The organism is Streptomyces thermolilacinus SPC6, from assembly GCF_000478605.2.
GTDB classification, from domain to species: Bacteria; Actinomycetota; Actinomycetes; order Streptomycetales; family Streptomycetaceae; genus Streptomyces; species Streptomyces thermolilacinus.
Genome location: NZ_ASHX02000001.1, coordinates 2,473,907 through 2,495,097 on the forward strand (window position 1 = coordinate 2,473,907; position 21,191 = coordinate 2,495,097).

30 protein-coding genes are annotated in these 21,191 nt (G+C 69.4%); 2 read left to right on the forward strand and 28 right to left on the reverse strand.

The window, feature by feature from the left end:
• The first annotated feature begins 63 nt into the window (after nucleotides 1–63).
• Nucleotides 64–1,071 (forward strand): type I pantothenate kinase, encoded by a 1,008-nt coding sequence (gene coaA, locus J116_RS10290; RefSeq protein WP_023587005.1) that lies wholly within the window; start codon nucleotides 64–66, stop codon nucleotides 1,069–1,071.
• Nucleotides 1,072–1,155: 84 nt separating this feature from the next.
• Here coaA and glmM read toward each other — a convergent pair whose 3' ends face one another.
• The 4 genes from glmM to J116_RS10310 form a co-directional block, all read right to left on the reverse strand.
• A complete protein-coding gene (gene glmM, locus J116_RS10295) occupies nucleotides 1,156–2,514 on the reverse strand; it encodes a phosphoglucosamine mutase (RefSeq protein ID WP_023587006.1) in 1,359 nt (452 codons plus the stop codon).
• A gap of 106 nt (nucleotides 2,515–2,620) precedes the next feature.
• Nucleotides 2,621–3,139, reverse strand: a complete 519-nt coding sequence (gene rpsI, locus J116_RS10300; protein ID WP_023587007.1) for a 30S ribosomal protein S9 — start codon at nucleotides 3,137–3,139, stop codon at nucleotides 2,621–2,623.
• A 41-nt stretch (nucleotides 3,140–3,180) separates the two neighbouring features.
• A complete protein-coding gene (rplM, locus tag J116_RS10305; protein ID WP_023587008.1) occupies nucleotides 3,181–3,624 on the reverse strand; it encodes a 50S ribosomal protein L13 in 444 nt (147 codons plus the stop codon).
• A gap of 362 nt (nucleotides 3,625–3,986) precedes the next feature.
• Nucleotides 3,987–5,609: an ABC-F family ATP-binding cassette domain-containing protein gene (locus J116_RS10310; protein WP_023587009.1), complete on the reverse strand. Its 1,623-nt coding sequence runs from the start codon at nucleotides 5,607–5,609 to the stop codon at nucleotides 3,987–3,989.
• A gap of 56 nt (nucleotides 5,610–5,665) precedes the next feature.
• Between J116_RS10310 and J116_RS10315 the strand changes: the two genes are divergently transcribed.
• Nucleotides 5,666–6,742 carry a hypothetical protein gene (locus J116_RS10315; protein WP_023587010.1) on the forward strand — a complete coding sequence of 359 codons (1,077 nt, stop codon included), beginning with the start codon at nucleotides 5,666–5,668 and terminating at the stop codon, nucleotides 6,740–6,742.
• On the opposite strand, the gene truA is transcribed toward J116_RS10315, so the two are convergent.
• From truA to rplP, 24 genes are all read right to left on the reverse strand, one after another.
• Nucleotides 6,707–7,570: a tRNA pseudouridine(38-40) synthase TruA gene (truA, locus tag J116_RS10320; RefSeq protein ID WP_023587011.1), complete on the reverse strand. Its 864-nt coding sequence runs from the start codon at nucleotides 7,568–7,570 to the stop codon at nucleotides 6,707–6,709. The genes J116_RS10315 and truA overlap by 36 nt on opposite strands.
• Nucleotides 7,571–7,696: 126 nt before the next feature.
• Nucleotides 7,697–8,167 carry a 50S ribosomal protein L17 gene (gene rplQ / locus J116_RS10325; protein ID WP_023587012.1) on the reverse strand — a complete coding sequence of 157 codons (471 nt, stop codon included), beginning with the start codon at nucleotides 8,165–8,167 and terminating at the stop codon, nucleotides 7,697–7,699.
• An 80-nt stretch (nucleotides 8,168–8,247) separates the two neighbouring features.
• On the reverse strand, nucleotides 8,248–9,270 hold the full coding sequence (locus tag J116_RS10330) for a DNA-directed RNA polymerase subunit alpha (protein WP_023587013.1): 1,023 nt from the start codon (nucleotides 9,268–9,270) through the stop codon (nucleotides 8,248–8,250).
• A gap of 122 nt (nucleotides 9,271–9,392) precedes the next feature.
• Complete coding sequence (gene rpsK, locus J116_RS10335; protein WP_017949643.1) at nucleotides 9,393–9,797, reverse strand: 30S ribosomal protein S11; 405 nt, start codon at nucleotides 9,795–9,797, stop codon at nucleotides 9,393–9,395.
• Between the two features lie 99 nt (nucleotides 9,798–9,896).
• Complete coding sequence (gene rpsM / locus J116_RS10340) at nucleotides 9,897–10,277, reverse strand: 30S ribosomal protein S13 (RefSeq protein WP_023587014.1); 381 nt, start codon at nucleotides 10,275–10,277, stop codon at nucleotides 9,897–9,899.
• 191 nt (nucleotides 10,278–10,468) lie between these two features.
• Nucleotides 10,469–10,582, reverse strand: coding sequence for a 50S ribosomal protein L36 (gene rpmJ, locus J116_RS10345; protein WP_003956441.1), 114 nt, complete (start codon nucleotides 10,580–10,582; stop codon nucleotides 10,469–10,471).
• A gap of 58 nt (nucleotides 10,583–10,640) precedes the next feature.
• Complete coding sequence (gene infA / locus J116_RS10350) at nucleotides 10,641–10,862, reverse strand: translation initiation factor IF-1 (protein ID WP_003956442.1); 222 nt, start codon at nucleotides 10,860–10,862, stop codon at nucleotides 10,641–10,643.
• Between the two features lie 415 nt (nucleotides 10,863–11,277).
• A complete protein-coding gene (map, locus tag J116_RS10355; protein WP_023587015.1) occupies nucleotides 11,278–12,114 on the reverse strand; it encodes a type I methionyl aminopeptidase in 837 nt (278 codons plus the stop codon).
• Nucleotides 12,115–12,317: 203 nt separating this feature from the next.
• Entirely contained in the window at nucleotides 12,318–12,977 is a 660-nt protein-coding gene (locus tag J116_RS10360) for an adenylate kinase (RefSeq protein ID WP_023587016.1), read from the reverse strand.
• Entirely contained in the window at nucleotides 12,977–14,296 is a 1,320-nt protein-coding gene (gene secY / locus J116_RS10365) for a preprotein translocase subunit SecY (protein ID WP_023587017.1), read from the reverse strand. The genes J116_RS10360 and secY overlap by 1 nt, the downstream gene beginning before the upstream one ends.
• A gap of 996 nt (nucleotides 14,297–15,292) precedes the next feature.
• Nucleotides 15,293–15,478: a hypothetical protein gene (locus tag J116_RS10370; RefSeq protein ID WP_139140474.1), complete on the reverse strand. Its 186-nt coding sequence runs from the start codon at nucleotides 15,476–15,478 to the stop codon at nucleotides 15,293–15,295.
• A gap of 371 nt (nucleotides 15,479–15,849) precedes the next feature.
• Nucleotides 15,850–16,305: a 50S ribosomal protein L15 gene (gene rplO, locus J116_RS10375; RefSeq protein ID WP_023587019.1), complete on the reverse strand. Its 456-nt coding sequence runs from the start codon at nucleotides 16,303–16,305 to the stop codon at nucleotides 15,850–15,852.
• A gap of 2 nt (nucleotides 16,306–16,307) precedes the next feature.
• Entirely contained in the window at nucleotides 16,308–16,490 is a 183-nt protein-coding gene (gene rpmD, locus J116_RS10380) for a 50S ribosomal protein L30 (RefSeq protein ID WP_023587020.1), read from the reverse strand.
• Nucleotides 16,490–17,095: a 30S ribosomal protein S5 gene (rpsE, locus tag J116_RS10385; RefSeq protein ID WP_023587021.1), complete on the reverse strand. Its 606-nt coding sequence runs from the start codon at nucleotides 17,093–17,095 to the stop codon at nucleotides 16,490–16,492. Before rpsE ends, rpmD begins: the two co-directional genes overlap by 1 nt.
• 41 nt (nucleotides 17,096–17,136) lie before the next feature.
• A complete protein-coding gene (gene rplR / locus J116_RS10390) occupies nucleotides 17,137–17,520 on the reverse strand; it encodes a 50S ribosomal protein L18 (protein WP_010473938.1) in 384 nt (127 codons plus the stop codon).
• A gap of 3 nt (nucleotides 17,521–17,523) precedes the next feature.
• On the reverse strand, nucleotides 17,524–18,063 hold the full coding sequence (gene rplF, locus J116_RS10395) for a 50S ribosomal protein L6 (protein ID WP_023587022.1): 540 nt from the start codon (nucleotides 18,061–18,063) through the stop codon (nucleotides 17,524–17,526).
• Between the two features lie 21 nt (nucleotides 18,064–18,084).
• Nucleotides 18,085–18,483: a 30S ribosomal protein S8 gene (gene rpsH / locus J116_RS10400; RefSeq protein WP_010473942.1), complete on the reverse strand. Its 399-nt coding sequence runs from the start codon at nucleotides 18,481–18,483 to the stop codon at nucleotides 18,085–18,087.
• Nucleotides 18,484–18,720: 237 nt separating this feature from the next.
• Nucleotides 18,721–18,906 (reverse strand): type Z 30S ribosomal protein S14, encoded by a 186-nt coding sequence (locus J116_RS10405; protein ID WP_003956452.1) that lies wholly within the window; start codon nucleotides 18,904–18,906, stop codon nucleotides 18,721–18,723.
• A gap of 2 nt (nucleotides 18,907–18,908) precedes the next feature.
• Nucleotides 18,909–19,466, reverse strand: a complete 558-nt coding sequence (gene rplE / locus J116_RS10410) for a 50S ribosomal protein L5 (protein WP_010473944.1) — start codon at nucleotides 19,464–19,466, stop codon at nucleotides 18,909–18,911.
• Nucleotides 19,466–19,789 (reverse strand): 50S ribosomal protein L24, encoded by a 324-nt coding sequence (gene rplX / locus J116_RS10415; RefSeq protein WP_023587023.1) that lies wholly within the window; start codon nucleotides 19,787–19,789, stop codon nucleotides 19,466–19,468. Before rplX ends, rplE begins: the two co-directional genes overlap by 1 nt.
• A 2-nt stretch (nucleotides 19,790–19,791) precedes the next feature.
• Nucleotides 19,792–20,160 (reverse strand): 50S ribosomal protein L14, encoded by a 369-nt coding sequence (gene rplN, locus J116_RS10420; protein WP_003956455.1) that lies wholly within the window; start codon nucleotides 20,158–20,160, stop codon nucleotides 19,792–19,794.
• Nucleotides 20,161–20,260: 100 nt separating this feature from the next.
• Nucleotides 20,261–20,548: a 30S ribosomal protein S17 gene (gene rpsQ / locus J116_RS10425; protein ID WP_023587024.1), complete on the reverse strand. Its 288-nt coding sequence runs from the start codon at nucleotides 20,546–20,548 to the stop codon at nucleotides 20,261–20,263.
• Nucleotides 20,548–20,772 (reverse strand): 50S ribosomal protein L29, encoded by a 225-nt coding sequence (gene rpmC / locus J116_RS10430; RefSeq protein ID WP_007494763.1) that lies wholly within the window; start codon nucleotides 20,770–20,772, stop codon nucleotides 20,548–20,550. The genes rpsQ and rpmC overlap by 1 nt, the downstream gene beginning before the upstream one ends.
• Nucleotides 20,772–21,191, reverse strand: coding sequence for a 50S ribosomal protein L16 (gene rplP, locus J116_RS10435; RefSeq protein WP_009190136.1), 420 nt, complete (start codon nucleotides 21,189–21,191; stop codon nucleotides 20,772–20,774). Before rplP ends, rpmC begins: the two co-directional genes overlap by 1 nt.

The window sequence follows — 21,191 nt, forward strand, 5'->3', positions numbered from 1 at the left end:
CGTCGACACCCACGTGACCGAGCACACCCCCCACGGGCGTCCCGGACGACCGACAATGGCGGGGTGATCACTTCGCCGCCACGAAGCAGCACACCCCCGCCCGGCGCCGGACCGGGTGCGTCCCGGCGTGCCGAGACGACGCCGTACGTCGACCTCACCCGGGCCGAGTGGAGCGCGCTGCGCGACAAGACGCCGCTGCCGCTCACCGCCGACGAGGTGGAGCGGCTCCGCGGCCTCGGCGACGTCATCGACCTGGACGAGGTCCGCGACATCTACCTGCCGCTGTCCCGGCTGCTCAACCTCTACGTCGGCGCCACCGCGAACCTGCGCGGGGCGCTCAACACGTTCCTCGGCGAGAAGGGCGCCCAGCGCGGCACCCCGTTCGTCATAGGGGTCGCCGGGTCCGTCGCCGTCGGCAAGTCCACCGTCGCCCGCCTCCTCCAGGCCCTGCTGGCCCGCTGGCCCGAGCACCCGCGCGTGGAGCTGGTCACGACGGACGGGTTCCTGCTGCCGATGAAGGAGCTCCAGGCGCGCGGGCTGATGTCCCGCAAGGGTTTCCCCGAGTCGTACGACCGCCGCGCGCTCACCCGGTTCGTCGCGGACATCAAGGCCGGCAAGGACGAGGTCACCGCGCCGGTCTACTCGCACCTGATCTACGACATCGTGCCCGGTCAGCGGCTCACGGTGCGCCGCCCGGACATCCTCATCGTGGAGGGCCTCAACGTCCTCCAGCCCGCCCTGCCCGGCAAGGACGGCCGCACCCGCGTGGGCCTCGCCGACTACTTCGACTTCTCCGTGTACGTGGACGCCCGGCCGGAGGACATCGAGCGCTGGTACCTGAACCGTTTCCGCAAGCTGCGCGCGACCGCGTTCCAGGACCCGTCCTCGTACTTCCGCAAGTACACGCAGGTCAGCGAGGAGGAGGCGCTGGAGTACGCCCGCACGATGTGGCGGACGATCAACAAGGTGAACCTCCTGGAGAACGTCGCCCCCACCCGCGGCCGCGCCAACCTCGTCGTCCGCAAGGGCCCCGACCACAAGGTGCAGCGGCTCTCCCTGCGCAAGCTCTGAACGCGGCCGTACGCACAGACGAAAGCGCCCCGTACGGGTCCGGAACCGGTCCCGTACGGGGCGCCCTCACACGCTGCGGGGCGGTCAGCCCAGCGTCGCCTTCACCACGTCGGCCAGCTGGCCCGCGACGGTCTTGGCCTGCTCGATGTCGGCGGCCTCGACCATGACCCGTACGAGCGGCTCCGTACCGGACGGGCGGAGCAGCACGCGGCCGGTGGTGCCCAGCGCGCGCTCGGCGTCCGCGACGGCGATGCCCAGCTCGGCGGAGGTCTTCACGCGGCTCTTGTCGACGTCCTTGACGTTGATCAGGACCTGCGGAAGGCGCTCCATCACACCGGCCAGGTCGGCGAGGCGCCGCCCGGTCGCCGCGACGCGCGCCGCCAGCAGCAGACCGGTCAGGGTGCCGTCACCGGTGGTGGCGTGGTCCAGGACGATGACGTGACCGGACTGCTCGCCGCCCAGCGCGTACCCCTGCTCCTTCATCTCCTCCAGCACATAGCGGTCGCCGACCGCGGTCTGGACGAGGCGCAGGCCCTCGCGCTCCATGGCGAGCTTGAAGCCCAGGTTGGACATGACCGTCGCGACGACGGTGTCCCCGCGCAGCGTGCCGGCCTCGCGCATGGCGAGCGCCAGGACGGCGAGGATCTGGTCGCCGTCCACCTCCGCGCCGGTGTGGTCCACGGCCAGGCAGCGGTCGGCGTCGCCGTCGTGGGCGATGCCCAGATCGGCGCCGTGCTCCAGGACGGCGGCCTTCAGCATGTCGAGGTGCGTGGAGCCGCAGCCGTCGTTGATGTTGAGGCCGTCCGGGGCGGCGCCGATCGTGATGACCTCGGCACCCGCGCGGGTGAACGCGTCGGGCGACACGTGCGAGGCCGCGCCGTGCGCCTCGTCGAGGACGATCTTCAGCCCGTCGAGCCGGTTGGGCAGCACGGACAGCAGGTGGGCGACGTAGTCGTCGGCGCCCTGCCCGTAGTCCTTGACGCGGCCCACACCGGCGCCGGTCGGCCGGTCCCACGGCTCGCCGGTGCGGTGCTGCTGGTACACCGACTCGATGCGGTCCTCCAGCTCGTCCGCCAGCTTGTGGCCGCCGCGCGCGAAGAACTTGATGCCGTTGTCGGGCATGGCGTTGTGCGACGCGGACAGCATGACGCCCAGGTCGGCGCCGAGGGACCCGGTCAGGTACGCGACGGCCGGCGTCGGCAGGACACCGACCCGCAGAACGTCCACCCCGGCGCTGGCGAGGCCCGCCACCACGGCGGCCTCCAGGAACTCCCCCGACGCGCGCGGGTCACGGCCGACCACCGCGGTGGGCCGGTGACCCTCGAAGGTTCCCGCCTCGGCGAGCACGTGGGCCGCCGCCACGGACAGGCCGAGCGCGAGCTCCGCCGTCAGATCCGCGTTGGCGACACCGCGCACACCATCCGTGCCGAAGAGTCGTCCCACAACCGTCCTCCGAAAGACTTGCCTATAGAACAAGGAGAAACGTACGCCCCGGCGGCACGGGAGTGCCGCCGGGGCGTACGTACGAGCAGCCGAGCAGGCGCGGTGATTAGCGCTTGCTGTACTGCGGCGCCTTGCGGGCCTTCTTCAGACCGGCCTTCTTCCGCTCGACCGCGCGGTCGTCGCGGCTGAGGAAGCCGGCCTTCTTCAGCGGGCCGCGGTTGTTGTCCACGTCCGCCTCGTTCAGGGCGCGGGCCACGCCGAGGCGCAGGGCGCCGGCCTGGCCGGAGACGCCGCCACCCGCGATGCGGGCGATGACGTCGTAGCGGCCCTCGAGCTCGAGCACCTTGAAGGGCTCGTTGACTTCCTGCTGGTGCACCTTGTTCGGGAAGTAGTCCTCAAGGGTGCGACCGTTGATCTTCCACTTGCCGGTGCCCGGGACGATCCGGACGCGGGCGATGGCGTTCTTGCGGCGGCCCAGGCCGGCGGCCGGCTGCGGCTCGCCGAAGCGGGAGGCCAGGGACTCCGAGGTGTACTCGCCCTCGACGGGGACCTCGGACTCGAAGGTGGTGACCTCGGCGTAGGTCTCCTCGCCCTCGATGGGGTTCTCAACAGTGGTCTCGGCCACGATGCTCCTCAGATTCTCTTCGTCTTAGGGGGTGGCCGGACTTACTGCGCGACCTGGGTGATCTCGAACGGAACCGGCTGCTGGGCAGCGTGGGGGTGGTTCTCGCCCGCGTAGACCTTCAGCTTCGAGAGCATCTGACGGCCGAGGGAGTTCTTCGGGAGCATGCCCTTGACGGCCTTCTCGACGGCCTTCTCCGGGTTGTTCGCCAGGAGGTCGTCGTAGCGGACGGAACGCAGACCACCCGGGTAGCCGGAGTGGCGGTACGCCATCTTCTGGGTCCGCTTGTTGCCGGACAGGTGCACCTTGTCGGCGTTGATGATGATGACGAAGTCACCAGCGTCGACGTGCGGCGCGTAGATCGGCTTGTGCTTGCCCCGGAGGAGCGTGGCGGCGGTGGTGGCCAGGCGACCCAGGACGACGTCCTGGGCGTCAATGACGTGCCACTGGCGAGTGACATCGCCGGGCTTGGGGCTGTACGTACGCACGGTCGTAGCCTTCGCTTCTTCAGTGAGTGGGTCCTGTCAAGGCCACCACGGACGATCACGACAGCCAAGACCACACGTCGGTGACGCAAACCGAGTGCAGGTCGCTGGTCATCGGCCCGGTGAGCCGGCGTAGCGGCCTCTCACGTGAGATCGAGCAAGCCAGTACGCATAACGAACCAGAAGAATACGCGCCGTCCCCCGCCCGGGTCAAAACGGCGCCCGGCGCCCCCGCACGCCACGGCGGCGCCCGCCGCGGCCGGAGGCGCCGCTACCGCTCGCATGGCCGGACACCGTACGCGACGCCGCACCCGGCCCCGCCACCGCACGCGTACCACGCACCGCGCGGCCCACACCCGCCGCCGTTACCGCTCCCGTACCACGCGCCGCTCGTCCCACACGGGCTCCGCCGTCTCCCGTACGACACCGTCCGACCCGAAGACCAGGTACCGGTCGAAGGACCGCGCGAACCACCGGTCGTGCGTCACGGCCAGCACCGTCCCCTCGTACGCCTCCAGGCCCGCCTGAAGCGCCTCCGCCGACTCCAGGTCCAGGTTGTCCGTCGGCTCGTCCAGCAGCAGCGCCGTGGCGCCCGACAGCTCCAGGAGCAGGATCTGGAACCGCGCCTGCTGTCCGCCCGAAAGCCGCCCGAACACCTGGTCGCCCTGCTTCTCCAGCTCGTACCGCCGCAGCACCGACATGGCGCCGCCCCGGTCCTTGGAGTGCTCGGTCCACAGGATGTCCACCAGCGTCCGCCCCTCCAGCTCCGGGTGGGCGTGGGTCTGCGCGAAGTGGCCCGGCACGACCCGCGCGCCCAGCTTCCACGCGCCCGAGTGCGCGACCGACGCGTCACCGGCGAGCAGCCGCAGGAAGTGCGACTTGCCGGAGCCGTTCGACCCCAGCACGGCGACCCGCTCCCCGTAGAAGACCTCCAGGTCGAACGGTTTCATCAACCCGGTCAGCTCAAGCCCCCGGCACTCCACCGCCCGCACCCCGGTCCGCCCGCCGCGCAGCCGCATCCGGATGTCCTGCTCGCGCGGCGGCTCCGGCGGCGGACCGGCCTCCTCGAACTTCCGCAGCCGCGTCTGCGCCGCCGCGTACCGGGACGCCATCTCATGGCTGACCGACGCCGCCTGCCGCAGGTTCACCACGAGCCGCTTCAGCTGGGCGTGCTTCTCCTCCCAGCGCCGCTTCAGCTCCTCGAAGCGCGCGAACCGCTCCCGCCTGGCCTCGTGGAAGGTGGCGAAGCCACCGCCGTGCACCCACACGTCCGCCCCGGCGGGGCCCGGCTCCACGGCGACGATCTTCTGCGCGGCCCGCGCCAGCAGCTCCCGGTCGTGCGACACGAACAGCACCGTCTTGCGGGTCTCGCCGAGCCGCTCCTCCAGCCACCGCTTGCCCGGTACGTCCAAATAGTTGTCCGGCTCGTCCAGCAGCAGCACCTCCTCGGGCCCGCGCAGCAGCGCCTCCAGCACCAGCCGCTTCTGCTCGCCGCCGCTGAGCGTGCGCACCTGGCGGAACTGCGCTCGCTCGTACGGGACGCCGAGCGCCGCCGTGGTGCACATGTCCCACAGCGTCTCCGCCTCGTAGCCGCGCGCCTCCGCCCAGTCGCTGAGCGCCTGCGCGTACCGCATCTGCGCGGCCTCGTCGTCCACGGTCATGATCAGGTGCTCGGCCTCGTCCACCGCGGCCGCCGCCTGGCGGATGCGCGGCGGCGCCACGGACACGAGCAGGTCCCGCACCGTCCGCTCGTCCCGTACGGACCCCACGAACTGCGGCATCACCCCGAGCCCGCCGCTCACCGTGACCGTCCCGCCGTGCGGCTGCGCCTCACCCGCGATCAGTCTCAGCAGCGTCGTCTTGCCCGCGCCGTTCGGCCCCACGAGCGCGACCACGGCACCCTCACCGACCCGGAACGACACATCACCGAGCAGCGCCCGCCCGTCCGGCAGGAAGTACTCCAGATGCGCTACCTCGACATGTCCCATGTCCCGCATTCTGACCGCCGAAGGGCCCCGCGCCCAACCGGATTAGGATGCGCGGCATGAGCTATGGGGGACCGCAGTGGCCGCAGGAGCCGCACCAGCCGGACGGCAACTCCGGCCACGACCCGTACGGGGGGCAGCAGCAGTACGGGACCGGGCAGCAGGGCGGATCACAGGGCGCCCCGTACGGCCAGGGCCAGGCACAGCCCGGCTACGGCTACCCCCACGGCCAGGGACAGCCCGCGTACGGCTATCCCCACGCGCAGCAGCAGCCCGCCTACGCGCAGCAGCCCGCGTTCGGCGGCCACGACGACGGCACCCCGGACTGGAGCGCGCTCGCCGAGGCGTCGGAGGCCCGGCAGCGCCGTAAGCGCTGGCTCATCGCGGGCGGCGGCGTCCTCGCCACGGCCGCCATCGCCACCCTCGTCGCCGTCGCGGTCGTCTCCACCAACGAGGACTCCCCCGCGTCGGCGGGCGGCGCGACCGGCAGCTCCGCCACCACCGTCCCCGGCGGCGCCGAACTGCCGACCGGCGGGACGGGCCCGCGGCCGTCGTTCTCCTCCGTCGCCCCGCCGCCCCCGCCGAACCCGATGGACTTCATCTCCACCGCCGCCAAGGACAAGGCCCCGCTCACCGCGGAGGGCCTGTTCCCCGGCAAGAAGCTCACCTTCGGCGACCGCGTCTACACCAAGGGCGCCACCAGCTCCACCACGAACTGCGGGTCCGCGGGCAAGGGCGGCCTCGGCACGGTCCTGGAGAACCACGGCTGCACCCGCGTCATCCGCGCCACCTACACCCGCGACGGCGTCGCCATCACCGTCGGCGTCGCCCTCTTCGCCGACCAGGGCAAGGCCCTGAAGGCGAAGGAGGGCGCCCGCGGCGGCGTCGCCCCGCTCGCCGGCGGCGGCGTCGGCGACTTCTGCCGCGCCACCGTCTGCCTGCGCCGCTCCAACGCGCTGGGCCGGTACGCCTACTTCACGCAGGCCGGCTTCACCAACGGCAAGAAGGTCACCCAGTCCGACACGGCCGTCTTCAAGACCAGCGACGACCTGGCGTCCTTCGCCTTCAACCAGATCTACGCCCGCGGCCGCGCCCAGGCGTCAGCAGCAGCCACCGCGCCCGCCGACGGGCAGTGACCGCTTGTTGCGGGCCTCACGGTTGCGGGCGGCCAGCAGCTCGTCGGCCGGGTAGCCGACCTCCTCCAGCGTGAGCCCGTGGGGCCGTACGACATGCACGGCGGAGTCCCGCACCCCGGCGGCCAGCACCTTGCCCGGCCAGTCCACGGGCCGGTGCCCGTCGCCGACGAACAGCATCGCGCCGACCAGCGAGCGCACCATGTTGTGGCAGAACGCGTCGGCCCGCACGGTCGCCTCCAGCACCCCGCCGGGCAGCCGCTCCCAGCGCAGCTCCTGGAGGGTGCGGATGGTGGTGGCCCCGTCACGCTTCTTGCAGTACGCGGCGAAGTCGTGCTCGCCCAGCAGCCGTTCGGCGGCGGCGTTCATGGCGTCCACGTCGAGCGGCCAGTCGTGCCACAGGACGTGCCCGCGCAGCAGCGGGTCCACGCCGCCGGGATTGTCGGTGACCCGGTACGCGTAGCGGCGCCAGATCGCGGAGAACCGCGCGTTGAACCCGGGCGGCGCCTCCTCGACGCGCCAGACCCGCACATCGTGGGCGAGCCGCCCGGCCAGCCGCCGCAGCAGCTTGTCCCGGTGCTCGGCCCACACGTCCTCGGGCAGGTCCACATGGGCGACCTGGCCGCGGGCGTGCACCCCGGCGTCGGTCCGCCCGGCGACGGTCAGCTCGTACGTCCGTGTGGACCGCGTGACGGTCCGCAGGGCGTCCTCGATCTCCCCCTGCACGGTGCGCCGCCCGCCGGGCTGCTTGGCCCACCCGTGGAAGTCCTTGCCGTCGTACGACAGGTCCAGCCGTACCCGTACGAAGCCGGGCTCCACCTCATCGCTCACGGAGACGATCCTCTCAAAGTCCTGCACACGCGGGACGGGCCCGCCCCCGAGGGGTACGGGCCCGTCCGTTCGGCCATTGCCGTAAGGGCTCGGCCATCACCCCCGCTCACGCGGGGAGAAGGGGGCTCACGCCTCCTTCGACTCCTCGGCCGGAGCCTCGGTGGCGGCGGCCTCGTCGGCCTCCTTCACCGCGCGCTTGGTCGCGGCCTCGGCCTCGGCGACGGTCGCCTTCTTGGCGATCTCACCCTCGACCAGCTCGATGACCGCCATCGGGGCGTTGTCGCCACGACGGTTGCCGATCTTGGTGATGCGGGTGTAACCACCCGGGCGCTCGGCGTAGCGCGGGGCGATCTCGGTGAAGAGCGTGTGGACGATGCTCTTGTCCGTGATCGTCTGGAGAACCAGGCGACGGTTGTGGATGTCGCCCTTCTTCGCCTTGGTGATCAGGCGCTCGGCGACCGGACGCAGGCGGCGGGCCTTGGCCTCGGTCGTGGTGATGCGGCCGTGCTCGAAGAGCGACTTCGCGAGGTTCGCGAGGAGCAGCTTCTCGTGCGCGGCGCTGCCGCCCAGACGGGCACCCTTGGCGGGCTTCGGCATGGTGTTTCTCCTTGTGATCTGCACCGGCCGTATCAGGTACCGGTGTCAGGGCCCCGCGGGCGGACGCCCGCGGGCAGTGATCAGTACTGCTCGGTCTCGACGAAGCCCGCGTCCGCGTCGTCGTCGGCGCCGAAGGCGTCGGCGGCGGCGGTCGGGTCGAATCCGGGCGGGCTGTCCTTGAGGGCCAGGCCCATGCCGGCCAGCTTCGCCTTGACCTCGTCGATCGACTTCGCACCGAAGTTGCGGATGTCGAGCAGGTCGGCCTCGGAGCGGGCGACGAGCTCACCCACGGAGTGGATGCCCTCGCGCTTGAGGCAGTTGTAGGAGCGGACCGTGAGCTCCAGCTCCTCGATCGGCAGCGCCAGGTCGGCGGCCAGGGCGGCGTCCGTGGGGGACGGGCCCATGTCGATGCCCTCGGCGTCGATGTTCAGCTCACGCGCGAGACCGAACAGCTCGACCAGGGTCTTGCCGGCGGACGCCATGGCGTCGCGCGGGCGCATGGCCTGCTTGGTCTCGACGTCGACGATGAGCTTGTCGAAGTCGGTGCGCTGCTCGACTCGGGTCGCCTCGACCTTGTAGGTGACCTTGAGGACCGGCGAGTAGATGGAGTCGACCGGGATGCGGCCGATCTCCTGGCCCGCCTGCTTGTTCTGCACGGCGGAGACGTAGCCGCGACCGCGCTCGACGGTCAGCTCCATCTCCAGCTTGCCCTTGCCGTTGAGCGTGGCGAGGACCAGGTCGGGGTTGTGGACCTCGACACCGGCCGGCGGGGCGATGTCGGCGGCGGTGACCAGACCCGGGCCCTGCTTGCGCAGGTACATCACGACCGGCTCGTCGTGCTCCGAGGAGACGACCAGCTGCTTGATGTTGAGGATGAGGTCGGTGACGTCCTCCTTGACGCCCGGCACGGTGGTGAACTCGTGCAGGACACCGTCGATGCGGATGGACGTGACGGCCGCACCCGGGATCGAGGAGAGGAGCGTACGGCGGAGGCTGTTGCCGAGCGTGTAGCCGAAGCCCGGCTCCAGCGGCTCGATGACGAACCGCGAGCGGTACTCGTCGACGACCTCTTCGGTCAGCGAGGGACGCTGAGCGATCAGCATGGTGTGTTCCTTCAGTCGTGGACGCCCGCTATTTGACGTCCTCGGATGGTGCAAGGGTACGGGCGGTACGCCCCCGAAGGGCCGTACCGCCCGGAAACCCTGCTACAGGCGTGAGCCGTGCGTCAGACGCGGCGGCGCTTCGGCGGGCGGCAGCCGTTGTGCGGGGTCGGCGTGACGTCCTGGATGGAGCCGACCTCGAGGCCGGTCGCCTGCAGGGAGCGGATCGCGGTCTCACGACCGGAGCCCGGGCCCTTGACGAAGACGTCGACCTTGCGCATGCCGTGCTCCTGCGCGCGGCGGGCGGCCGACTCGGCGGCCATCTGCGCGGCGAACGGAGTCGACTTGCGGGAGCCCTTGAAGCCGACGTGGCCGGCGGAGGCCCAGGAGATCACGTTGCCGGACGGGTCCGTGATCGAAACGATGGTGTTGTTGAACGTGCTCTTGATGTGCGCGTGGCCGTGAGCGACGTTCTTCTTTTCCTTGCGGCGCACCTTCTTGACGGCGCCCTGACGTCCCTTGGGGGGCATCTCTTACTCCTACGGGAGGTGGTCGGTCCTACAGCGAAGACCGTGGGAAACGCGGGGTCCGGGGGTCGCCCCCCGAAGAGCCGCAGTGTCCGCTGTGGACTACTTCTTGCCCGGCTTCTTCTTACCGGCGATGGCGCGACGCGGGCCCTTGCGGGTGCGGGCGTTCGTGCTGGTGCGCTGACCGCGGACCGGCAGGCCACGGCGGTGACGCAGACCCTGGTACGTACCGATCTCGACCTTGCGGCGGATGTCGGCCTGGATCTCGCGACGGAGGTCACCCTCGGTCTTGATGTTGTTGTCCACGTACTCGCGGATCTTGACCAGGTCCTCCTCGGACAGGTCACGAACGCGGGTGTTCGGGTTCACACCGGTGGCGGCGAGGGTCTCCTTCGCCAGGGTGCGGCCGATGCCGAAGACGTAGGTGAGTGCGACCTCCACACGCTTTTCGCGCGGGATGTCAACACCGGAAACGCGTGCCATTCACTGGCTCCTGTGTGATCGGGGGTCTTCCGCAGCGCCGTTCTCTGGCCGCCGTACGAGGTACGGACCAGGTCCCCGGCCCCCGCCGGAGGTGTCGCCAGCCGGAAATGGCCCGGCGGGCGCTGCGTATGTACGAGTTACTTGCGTCGCGCGTGAGCTGCGAGGTGCAGGTAGGTGTAGGTCGGCGTGCGTCAGCCCTGGCGCTGCTTGTGGCGCAGGTTGTCGCAGATGACCATGACCCGGCCGTGGCGGCGGATCACCTTGCACTTGTCGCAGATCTTCTTGACGCTCGGCTTGACCTTCATGGGATGTGAGGTTCTCCGGGTCAGTGCCAGCACCCCGTGGAAGGGGCACGGACAAGATCTACTTGTAGCGGTAGACGATCCGGCCACGCGTCAGGTCGTACGGAGACAACTCCACGACGACCCGGTCATCCGGGAGGATACGGATGTAGTGCATCCGCATCTTGCCGCTGATGTGCGCGAGGACCTTGTGACCGTTCTGGAGCTCCACCTTGAACATGGCGTTCGGCAGGGACTCGATCACGGTGCCCTCAATCTCGATGGCACCTTGCTTCTTGGCCACGCTTCGCCCTTCGAATCGGCTACCTTGATCGACTTTCGCTGCCGCGTGCGGGCACGCTGGTACACGAGAGCCGACGCATCAGTCTACGCGAGGCCCCGAGAAAAGACGAATCCCCCAGCCTGCCCACTCCGGGAGATCCCTAAGCCGGCGCAGTACGGGCCGGGCGGAGGGACGCCGGAGGGGCGGTCGGGGGAAGCCGTCGGGTACGTCGTCCGGGCCGCCGTCGGGTCCTGGTCGGGGCCACCGTCGGGTCGCCTCGGGGTTGCCCCGGGTCCCGGCCGGGTCATGTCCGGGTCGCCCAGGCCCCGGTCGGGGTCCGCCCCGGGCTCACCGTCCGGGTCGCCTCGGGGTTCCTCGGGGTCGCCGTCGGACCGGGGCAGGGGCGCCGTGAGGCCGGGCCCCGCTCAGGTCACCGTCAGGCGAGGGGGTCCGGGGCGGCCGTGACGCCCAGCTCGGCGAGCTTCGCCTTGCCGCCGTCGGGGGCGGTGAGGACCAGCGGGCCGTCCTCGGTCAGGGCTACCGAGTGCTCCCAGTGCGAGGACCAGGTGCCGTCCGTCGTGATGACGGTCCAGTCGTCCTCCAGGACCTCCGTGCGCGGCGTACCGAGGGACACCATGGGCTCGATGGCCAGGCAGAAGCCGGGGACCAGCCGGGGGCCCTTGCCGCGCTTGCGGGACACGTAGTTCAGCAGGTGCGGGTCCATGTGCATCTCGCTGCCGATGCCGTGGCCGCCGTAGTCCTCGATGATCCCGTACTTGCCGCCGCCCGGCTTCGGCTGGCGGCGGATGTACGTCTCGATGGCGCGGGAGATGTCCACCAGGCGGTTGCCGTTCTTCATCGCGGCGATGCCGGCCCACATGGACTCCTCGGTCACCCGCGACAGCTCCAGCAGCTCCGGCGCGTGCCCGGACCCGACGAACGCCGTGTACGCGGCGTCGCCGTGCCAGCCGTCCACGATGGCGCCCGCGTCGATGGAGATGATGTCGCCGTCCTTGAGGACGACCTCGTCGCTGGGGATGCCGTGGACGACGACCTCGTTCACGGAGGTGCAGATGGTCGCGGGGAAGCCGCCGTACCCGAGGAAGTTCGACTTGGCGCCGTGCTCGGCGATGACCTTGCGGGCGGCCTCGTCCAGGTCCTTGGTGGTGGCGCCGGGGACGGCCACCTCGCGCGTCGCCGCGTGGATGGCCGCGACGACCAGCCCCGCCTCGCGCATCTTCGCGATCTGCTCCGGGGTCTTGATCTGCACCATGACGGCAAACGCCTTTCTCGGACTGCGGGGACTGCGGGGACTGCTCGGGGACTACTGGACGGCTGGACCGCCGCTCCACGGCCTCCGGGAAGGCCGGGCCCTCGGTACCACGATACGGGCGGGCCCGCGCCAACGGCTTCGGCCGCGGCACCCGGTACGGGCACCGCGGCCGAAGCGCGGAACGTGCGGCAGGTCGGCGGGGCCTACGCGGCGTGCTCGCCGCGCAGCGCCGCCATGGCCCGGTCGGTCACCTCGTTGACCTTGCCGAGCGCGGAGATCGTCACCACGAGGCCCTGGGCCCGGTAGTGGTCGATGATCGGCTCGGTCTGCGTGTGGTAGACCTCGAGCCGCGTGCGGACGGTCTCCTCGGAGTCGTCGTCACGCTGGTACAGCTCGCCGCCGCAGACGTCGCAGACGCCGGCCTGCTTCGGCGGGGAGTACGTCACGTGGAAGACGTGCGCGCTGTCGTTGCGGCAGATGCGGCGGCCGGCGATCCGCTTGACGACCTCGTCCTCCGGGACCTCCAGGTCCAGGACGGCGTCGAGCTTCATGTCGGCGGCCTCGAGCATCGTGTCGAGCGCCTTGGCCTGGGCGACGTTGCGCGGGAAGCCGTCCAGCAGGAAGCCGTGCTCGGCGTCCGGCTGCTCCATGCGGTCCTTGGCCATCCCGATCGTGACCTCGTCGGGCACCAGGTTGCCGGCGTCCATGTACGCCTTGGCCTGCTTGCCCAGCTCCGTGCCCTGACTGATGTTTGCCCGGAACAGGTCACCCGTGGAGATGTGCGGAATCGACAGATTCCCGGCAAGGAACGCGGCCTGCGTTCCCTTGCCCGCACCGGGTGGTCCGACGAGGACGATTCGCATCAGCGGAGGAACCCTTCGTAATTGCGCTGCTGGAGCTGGCTCTCGATCTGCTTCACGGTCTCCAGCCCCACACCCACGATGATGAGGATGCTCGTCCCGCCGAACGGGAAGTTGGCGTTCGCACCGCCGAAGCCCGCCAACGCCATCGTCGGCACAAGAGCGATCAGACCCAGATACAGCGAGCCGGGCCAAGTGATCCGGTTGAGCACGTAGCTCAAGTACTCAGCAGTAGGTCGACCGGCCCGGATACCCGGGATGAAGCCACCATACTTCTTCATGTTGTCGGCCACTTCCTCGGGGTTGAAGGAGATGGCCACATAGAAGAAGGCGAAGAACACGATGAGGAAGAAGTAGATCACCGTGTGGATGGGCTTGCCGTCCACCAAATGCTGCTGAATCCAGGCAGACCACCCCGAGGTGCTGTTGCCCGCGAACTGGACGATCAGGATCGGGATGTAGAGCAGCGACGAGGCGAAGATGACGGGAATCACACCCGCCTGGTTCACCTTGAGCGGGATGTACGTCGAGGTGCCGCCGTACGAGCGGCGGCCGATCATGCGCTTCGCGTACTGGACCGGGATGCGGCGCTGGGCCTGCTCGACGAAGACCACCAGGGCGACCATCACGAAGCCGATCAGGATGACCGTGCCGAACTCGATCCAGCCCTTGGCGAGCTTGCCGCTCTCCTTGATGGCCCACAGGGAGCCGGGGAAGCCGGCGGCGATCGAGATGAACATCAGGATCGACATGCCGTTGCCGACGCCGCGGTCGGTGATCAGCTCACCGAGCCACATGACGAGGGCGGTGCCGGCGGTCATGGTGATGACCATGACGACGATGGTGAAGATCGACTGGTCGGGGACGATCTGGCTGGCGACGCTGCATCCGGTGAACAGCGCACCGCTCTTCGCGGTGGCGACCAGGCCGGTGCCCTGGAGGATGGCCAGGGCGACGGTCAGGTAGCGCGTGTACTGCGTGATCTTCGCCTGCCCGGACTGGCCCTCCTTCTTCAGGGCCTCGAGGCGCGGGATGACCACGGTCAGCAGCTGAAGGATGATGCTCGCCGTGATGTACGGCATGATGCCGAGCGCGAAGATGGTGATCTGCAGCAGGGCACCACCGCTGAACATGTCCATCAGGCCGAGCAGGTTGTTGTTGCCCTGCTGGGCCTGCTTGACACATTGCTGGACGTTCTCGTAGTCCACACCGGGAACGGGGATGTGCGCACCGAGCCGGTAGAGCACGATGATGCCGAACGTGAAGAGCAGCTTCTTACGCAGGTCGGGCGTCTTGAACGCCCGGGCGAACGCGGTGAGCACGGTGCCTCCTGCGACCCCCGAGCTAGCGCGTCAGAGGCGACGGGTTTGAAGAATCATCGGTTACTTGGCTGGGCGGACTGTGCTGGCACAGTCCGCCCGAAGATTAATGGCGCCACCCTACCCGGCCAGGTGGCACACGGGAAACATCTGTAGCGCCCCACGGCCCGAACCCACGGGCCCGATCGCCCGCCGCCACCCCCACATTCACCCCCAAGCGGGACCCCCGCCCCGCTCGGGCCTCTACCACATCCCGGCCCCGGCCCCCCGCCGGGGCCCATGGCCGCCACGGTCGGTCGGGCGCGCCGCCCACGGCCGAGGACGCCCCTCGCCGGACAGTGCCACCCGGCTCAGAACCCGCGTCCCGTGCCCCCGATCGCCTCCCTCGCAAAGCCTGGGCGAGTTCCGCGTCTCTTTCCCACGACGAACATGTGCCGGTACACCGTCACCTGGTGCCGAGGGACGCCGCAGAGGGTCGCCACGCCCGTCAGGGCGACGGCGGCGCACGGTCCCACGGGGAGGGGCCGTACGAGGCATCAGCCGCACAGGCGCGACGGGGTCCGGCCACAGGGATGGAGGCGGCTTCGGGCCGCGCGCACGCAGATCGCGCCGACGGCCACAGGAGGCACCGCCCACACGGCGCCCAGAACCGCGCAAGCGCTTCAGGCCGCGGGCACTGCGGGACCCGTGGCGGCGAACCAGCGCCCGGCCCTTGACCCCGGAAGGGCGCGGCGGCAACGACCTCCGGCCCGCAGAACGCGCAGGTGAACGGCGTCCGTACGGGGTGCGGGCTAGACAGGGGCTTCGCCAAGGCCCGAGGAGTTCTGTCGCTCCGCACAGCCCGCCGGGCTGCGGGGCATCGGGGCATCGGGGCATCGGGGCATCGGGGCATCGGGGCATCGGGGCCTGAGCGTGCTCGGGTGCTGGGCCGCGAGCGCACCCGGGCTCCGCCGAGCCGGGGCAACGGGACCGCAGCCGCCCCCGGACGACAACGGCACATCACAGCCGCGCCAGGGCACCGAAGTTGTAAGGGCCAAGCCGCAGAGCCACGCCGGGCACCGGGTCCACGCGCCCGGCGCCAAGCCGCAGAGCCACGCCGGGCACCGGGTCCACGCGCCCGGCGCCAAGCCGCAGAGCCACGCCGAGCACCGGGTCCACGCGCCCGGCGCCAAGCCGCAGAGCCACGCCGAGCACCGGGTCCACGCGCCCGGCGCCGGGCCGCAGAGGGCTGCCTCAGGCGCCGGTTGATGGAGAGCGCCCCGGGCACCGGGGGCCAGACGGCACCTGGTCCCAACGACAAAACGGCACCCGCACGCCCAACTGCCCGACGTTGACCGCCAGCACCCCGGGTGCCGGGGCGACACCCGAGCCCGAGGGCAGCCGGGCAGCCAGACGCCCGGGGGGCCAGCCGGGCACCGCCCCGCAGGGGGCGCCGGCCAGCCGGGGAGCGCCCCCGCGCCGGGGCACGTGGCCGACCGCGCGCGGGTGCCCGGCTCCGGGTATGGGAAAGGCCTGGTAAGGCGCCTTGCGGCGTCCTACCAGGCCTTTTCCGGGGCTCAGACGAGCTCGGTGACCGTACCGCCAGCGGCGGTGATCTTCTCCTTGGCGGAGCCGGAGACGGCGTCGACCGTCACCTGCAGCGCCACGGAGACCTCGCCCTGACCCAGCACCTTGACGAGCTGGTTCTTGCGAACCGCGCCCTTGGCGACCAGGTCGGCGACCGTCACCTCGCCACCCTCGGGGTAGAGGGCAGCGAGCTTGTCCAGGTTCACGACCTGGTACTCGGTCTTGAACGGGTTCTTGAAGCCCTTCAGCTTCGGGAGGCGCATGTGCAGCGGCATCTGGCCGCCCTCGAAGCGCTCCGGAACCTGGTAGCGGGCCTTCGTGCCCTTGGTACCACGACCGGCCGTCTTACCCTTCGACGCCTCACCACGACCCACACGGGTCTTGGCGGTCTTGGCGCCCGGGGCGGGACGGAGGTTGTGGATCTTCAGCGGGTTGTTCTCCGCCATGATCAGTCGACCTCCTCGACCGTCACGAGGTGGCGGACGGTGTGCACCATGCCGCGGAACTCGGGGCGGTCCTCCTTGACGACCACGTCACCCAGGCGCTTGAGGCCCAGGGTACGCAGCGTGTCGCGGTGGTTCTGCTTGCTGCCGATGTACGACTTCGTCTGCGTGATCTTGAGGCGAGCCATTACGCACCCACCCCGGCACGCGCACGCAGCAGAGCCGCGGGGGCGACGTCCTCGAGCGGCAGACCGCGGCGGGCCGCGATCTCCTCGGGACGCTGCAGGCCCTTCAGGGCCTCCACGGTCGCGTGCACGATGTTGATCGCGTTGTCGGAGCCGAGCGACTTCGACAGGATGTCGTGAACGCCGGCGCACTCGAGCACGGCACGCACCGGGCCACCGGCGATAACACCGGTACCGGGGGAAGCCGGCTTGAGCAGGACGACGCCCGCGGCCTTCTCACCCTGGATCGGGTGCGGGATGGTGCCCTGGATACGGGGGACCTTGAAGAAGTGCTTCTTGGCCTCCTCAACACCCTTGGCGATGGCGGCCGGCACCTCCTTGGCCTTGCCGTAACCGACACCCACGGTGCCGTCACCGTCGCCCACCACGACCAGCGCGGTGAAGCTGAAGCGACGACCACCCTTCACAACCTTGGCGACGCGGTTGATCGCGACAACGCGCTCAACGTACGCGGTCTTCTCGGCGGCAGCAGCGCCGCCGTCACGGCCCTTCCGGTCCCGCCGCTCGCCGCCACCGGCACCGCTTCCGCGGCGCTGGGGTCCAGCCATTGGAATTACCTCTCTCTGTATCCGCTAGCTACGGAACCGGCTCAGAACTTCAGGCCGGCTTCGCGGGCGGCGTCCGCCAGGGCGGCGATGCGCCCGGCGTACCTGTTGCCGCCACGGTCGAACACGACAGCCTCGACACCGGCGGCCTTGGCACGCTCGGCGACGAGCTTGCCGACCTGCTGGGCCTTCGCCGACTTGTCGCCTTCGCCGCCGCGGATGGACGCGTCCAGGGTCGACGCCGACGCCACGGTGTGACCCGCGATGTCGTCGATGACCTGGGCGGTGATCCCACGGTTGGACCGGGTGACGACCAGGCGCGGACGCTCAGCGGTACCCGAGACCTTCTTCCGGATGCGGATGTGGCGACGCTTCAGAGCAGCGCCCTTGTAGGCCTTGCCCTTGGCAATCTTCACGCCGTATGCCATGGCTTACTTACCAGCCTTTCCGACCTTGCGGCGGATGACCTCGCCCGCGTACTTCACGCCCTTGGCCTTGTACGGGTCGGGCTTGCGCAGCTTGCGGATGTTCGCGGCGACCTCGCCGACCTTCTGCTTGTCGATGCCCTCGACCGAGAACTTGGTCGGCGACTCGACCTTGAACGAGATGCCCTCGGGCGCCTCGACGAGGATCGGGTGGCTGTAGCCGAGCTGGAACTCCAGGTTGGAGCCCTTCGCGGCAACGCGGTAACCGACACCGCTGATCTCGAGCGCCTTCGTGTACCCCTGGGTCACACCGGTGATCATGTTGGCCACCAGCGTGCGGGACAGGCCGTGAAGGGCCTTGTTCTGACGCTCATCGTTGGGGCGGGTGACGTTCAGAACGCCGTCCTCACCCTTGACGATCTCGATCGGCGCGGCGACGGTGTGGCTCAGGGTGCCCTTGGGGCCCTTCACCTCGACCGTACGGCCATCGATGGTGACGTCCACGCCGGCGGGAACCGTGATGGGGAGCTTGCCGATACGCGACATTGGCTTTTCCTCCGTTCCCGACTACCAGACGTAGGCGAGGACTTCCCCACCCACGCCCTTCTTCTGCGCCTGCTGGCCGGTCAGGAGACCATGGGACGTGGAGATGATCGCCACGCCCAGGCCGCCGAGAACCTTCGGCAGGTTGGTGGACTTCGCGTAGACCCGGAGACCGGGCTTCGAGATCCGCTTGATGCCCGCGATGGAGCGCTCGCGGTTCGGGCCGAACTTCAGCTCGAGGACGAGGTTCTTGCCGACCTCGGCGTCCTCGACCTTCCAGCCCGTGATGAAGCCCTCCTGCTTGAGGATCTCCGCGATGTGAGACTTGATCTTGCTGTGCGGCATCGTCACGGTGTCGTGGTACGCCGAGTTCGCGTTCCGCAGACGCGTAAGCATGTCTGCGATCGGATCAGTCATGGTCATGAATTGGCCTTCGGCCTCTCTCGCCGGGGTTTCCTGTATGCGCCATCCCTCTCCCCACTCATGGGCGGGACGGGTGCGGTGCGGGGACCTACGGCGTAGTAAGCGTTATCTAGCGGGGTTCGGCCCGCGGGCGTCCGGGCGGCAGGCGCCCAACCCCACAAGCCTACGTCATGTGGGGAGGGGCCCCTGCCGACCGGTCTGCTTACCGAGAGCCTGGCATCAACCCAACTGGGTTGATTACCAGGAGCTCTTGGTCACGCCCGGCAGCTCGCCACGGTGAGCCATCTCACGGAGGCACACGCGGCACAGGCCGAACTTGCGGTAGACGGAGTGGGGCCGGCCGCAGCGCTGGCAGCGGGTGTACGCGCGCACACCGAACTTCGGCTTGCGGGCGGCCTTAGCGATCAGAGCCTTCTTCGCCACGGTCAGTTCTCCTTGAACGGGAAGCCGAGGTGACGGAGGAGGGCACGACCCTCGTCGTCGTTGGTCGCCGTGGTGACCACGGTGATGTCCATGCCCCGGACCCGGTCGATCTTGTCCTGGTCGATCTCGTGGAACATGACCTGCTCCGTGAGACCGAAGGTGTAGTTGCCACGGCCGTCGAACTGCTTCGGGGACAGACCACGGAAGTCGCGGATGCGCGGAAGCGCGAGCGACAGGGTGCGGTCCAGGAACTCCCACATGCGGTCGCCACGGAGCGTGACGTGGGCACCGATCGGCTGACCCTCACGCAGCTTGAACTGCGCGATGGACTTGCGGGCCTTGGTGACGGCCGGCTTCTGACCGGTGATCGTGGTGAGGTCGCGGATGGCGCCCTCGATCAGCTTGGAGTCGCGGGCGGCGTCGCCCACACCCATGTTGACCACGATCTTGACGAGGCCCGGAACCTGCATGACGTTCTCGTACTTGAACTCGTCACGCAGCTTGCCGACGATCTCCTCGCGGTACTTCGTCTTGAGACGCGGGGTCGTGGTGGTAGCCATCAGATGTCCTCACCCGTCCGCTTGGCAACGCGGATCTTGTTGCCGTTCTCGTCGAAGCGGTAACCGACGCGGGTCACGACCTTCTTGCCGTCCTTCTCCACGACGAGCTGAACGTTGCTCACGTGAATGGGGGCTTCGACCGTGACGATGCCGCCGGCCTGCGAGGCGCGGCCCGGCTGGTTCGCCTTGGTGTGCTTCTTGACCCGGTTGACACCCTCGACCAGGACGCGGTCCTCACGGGGGAAGGCCGCGATGACCTTGCCCTGCTTGCCCTTGTCCTTGCCGGTGATGACCTGGACCAGGTCACCCTTCTTGATCTTCATGCTTACAGCACCTCCGGCGCGAGCGAGATGATCTTCATGAACTTCTTCTCGCGCAGCTCACGGCCGACCGGGCCGAAGATACGGGTGCCGCGAGGGTCGCCGTCGTTCTTCAGAATGACGGCGGCGTTCTCGTCGAAGCGGATGTACGAGCCGTCCTGGCGGCGGCGCTCCTTGACGGTGCGAACGATGACCGCCTTGACGACGTCACCCTTCTTCACGTTGCCACCGGGGATCGCGTCCTTGACGGTGGCGACGATGACGTCACCGATGCCCGCGTAGCGGCGACCGGAGCCACCGAGCACACGGATGCAAAGGATTTCCTTCGCACCAGTGTTGTCGGCGACACGCAGTCGCGACTCCTGCTGGATCACGTCTATCTCCTGATTGTCTGCCGGTTCCCGGCGCCCGTGGGCGAACCCACGGGACGCCGAGCCTGGCGGAACGAACCTGAAGGGTTACCCCTTCAAGTAATTACTTGGCCTTCTCGAGGATCTCGACGATGCGCCAGTGCTTCGTCGCGGACAGCGGCCGGGTCTCCATCAGGAGGACGCGGTCGCCGACGCCGGCAGCGTTCTGCTCGTCGTGGGCCTTGAGCTTGCTCGTGCTACGGATGACCTTGCCGTACAGCGCGTGCTTCTTGCGGTCCTCGACGGCGACGACGACGGTCTTGTCCATCTTGTCGCTGACGACGATGCCCTCACGGGTCTTGCGGAAGCCTCGAGCCTCAGTGTTCGTCTCAGTCACGTTGTTCTCGCTCATCAGGCGTTCTCCACCGTTTCGATGCCCAGCTCACGCTCGCGCATCAGGGTGTAGATCCGCGCGATGTCCTTGCGGACCGCCTTCAGACGGCCGTGGTTCTCGAGCTGTCCGGTCGCCGCCTGGAAGCGGAGGTTGAACAGCTCTTCCTTGGCCTCGCGGAGCTTCGCCAGAAGCTCCTCGTTGCCCAGCTCGCGCAGCTCGGACGCCTTGGTACCGGCCGACATCACGCTTCACCTGCCTCGCGCTTGACGATCCGGCACTTCATCGGCAGCTTGTGGGCCGCGCGGGTCAGCGCCTCACGGGCGATCTTCTCGTTGGGGTACGACAGCTCGAACATGACGCGTCCGGGCTTGACGTTGGCGATCCACCACTCCGGAGAACCCTTACCGGAACCCATGCGGGTCTCGGCGGGCTTCTTGGTGAGCGGACGGTCCGGGTAGATGTTGATCCAGACCTTGCCGCCACGCTTGATGTGGCGGGTCATGGCGATACGAGCCGCTTCGATCTGGCGGTTCGTGACGTACGCCGGGGTCAGCGCCTGGATGCCGTACTCGCCGAACGCAACCTGCGTGCCACCCTTGGACATGCCGTTGCGCTTGGGGTGGTGCTGCTTGCGGTGCTTGACCCTACGGGGGATCAGCAT

What these genes read in the sequence shown, in the direction of transcription:
- J116_RS10310 (WP_023587009.1), bottom strand. Translation starts at nt 5,609, where the DNA reads ATGGGACATGTCGAGGTAGCGCATCTGGAGTACTTCCTGCCGGACGGG.
- J116_RS10315 (WP_023587010.1), top strand. Translation starts at nt 5,666, where the DNA reads ATGAGCTATGGGGGACCGCAGTGGCCGCAGGAGCCGCACCAGCCGGAC.
- rplQ (WP_023587012.1), bottom strand. Translation starts at nt 8,167, where the DNA reads ATGCCGAAGCCCGCCAAGGGTGCCCGTCTGGGCGGCAGCGCCGCGCAC.
- J116_RS10330 (WP_023587013.1), bottom strand. Translation starts at nt 9,270, where the DNA reads ATGCTGATCGCTCAGCGTCCCTCGCTGACCGAAGAGGTCGTCGACGAG.
- rpsK (WP_017949643.1), bottom strand. Translation starts at nt 9,797, where the DNA reads ATGCCCCCCAAGGGACGTCAGGGCGCCGTCAAGAAGGTGCGCCGCAAG.
- rpsM (WP_023587014.1), bottom strand. Translation starts at nt 10,277, where the DNA reads ATGGCACGCGTTTCCGGTGTTGACATCCCGCGCGAAAAGCGTGTGGAG.
- rpmJ (WP_003956441.1), bottom strand. Translation starts at nt 10,582, where the DNA reads ATGAAGGTCAAGCCGAGCGTCAAGAAGATCTGCGACAAGTGCAAGGTG.
- map (WP_023587015.1), bottom strand. Translation starts at nt 12,114, where the DNA reads ATGGTGCAGATCAAGACCCCGGAGCAGATCGCGAAGATGCGCGAGGCG.
- J116_RS10360 (WP_023587016.1), bottom strand. Translation starts at nt 12,977, where the DNA reads ATGCGAATCGTCCTCGTCGGACCACCCGGTGCGGGCAAGGGAACGCAG.
- rplO (WP_023587019.1), bottom strand. Translation starts at nt 16,305, where the DNA reads ATGGCGGAGAACAACCCGCTGAAGATCCACAACCTCCGTCCCGCCCCG.
- rpmD (WP_023587020.1), bottom strand. Translation starts at nt 16,490, where the DNA reads ATGGCTCGCCTCAAGATCACGCAGACGAAGTCGTACATCGGCAGCAAG.
- rpsE (WP_023587021.1), bottom strand. Translation starts at nt 17,095, where the DNA reads ATGGCTGGACCCCAGCGCCGCGGAAGCGGTGCCGGTGGCGGCGAGCGG.
- rplR (WP_010473938.1), bottom strand. Translation starts at nt 17,520, where the DNA reads ATGGCATACGGCGTGAAGATTGCCAAGGGCAAGGCCTACAAGGGCGCT.
- rplF (WP_023587022.1), bottom strand. Translation starts at nt 18,063, where the DNA reads ATGTCGCGTATCGGCAAGCTCCCCATCACGGTTCCCGCCGGCGTGGAC.
- rpsH (WP_010473942.1), bottom strand. Translation starts at nt 18,483, where the DNA reads ATGACCATGACTGATCCGATCGCAGACATGCTTACGCGTCTGCGGAAC.
- rplE (WP_010473944.1), bottom strand. Translation starts at nt 19,466, where the DNA reads ATGGCTACCACCACGACCCCGCGTCTCAAGACGAAGTACCGCGAGGAG.
- rplX (WP_023587023.1), bottom strand. Translation starts at nt 19,789, where the DNA reads ATGAAGATCAAGAAGGGTGACCTGGTCCAGGTCATCACCGGCAAGGAC.
- rpsQ (WP_023587024.1), bottom strand. Translation starts at nt 20,548, where the DNA reads ATGAGCGAGAACAACGTGACTGAGACGAACACTGAGGCTCGAGGCTTC.
- rpmC (WP_007494763.1), bottom strand. Translation starts at nt 20,772, where the DNA reads ATGTCGGCCGGTACCAAGGCGTCCGAGCTGCGCGAGCTGGGCAACGAG.
- rplP (WP_009190136.1), bottom strand. Translation starts at nt 21,191, where the DNA reads ATGCTGATCCCCCGTAGGGTCAAGCACCGCAAGCAGCACCACCCCAAG.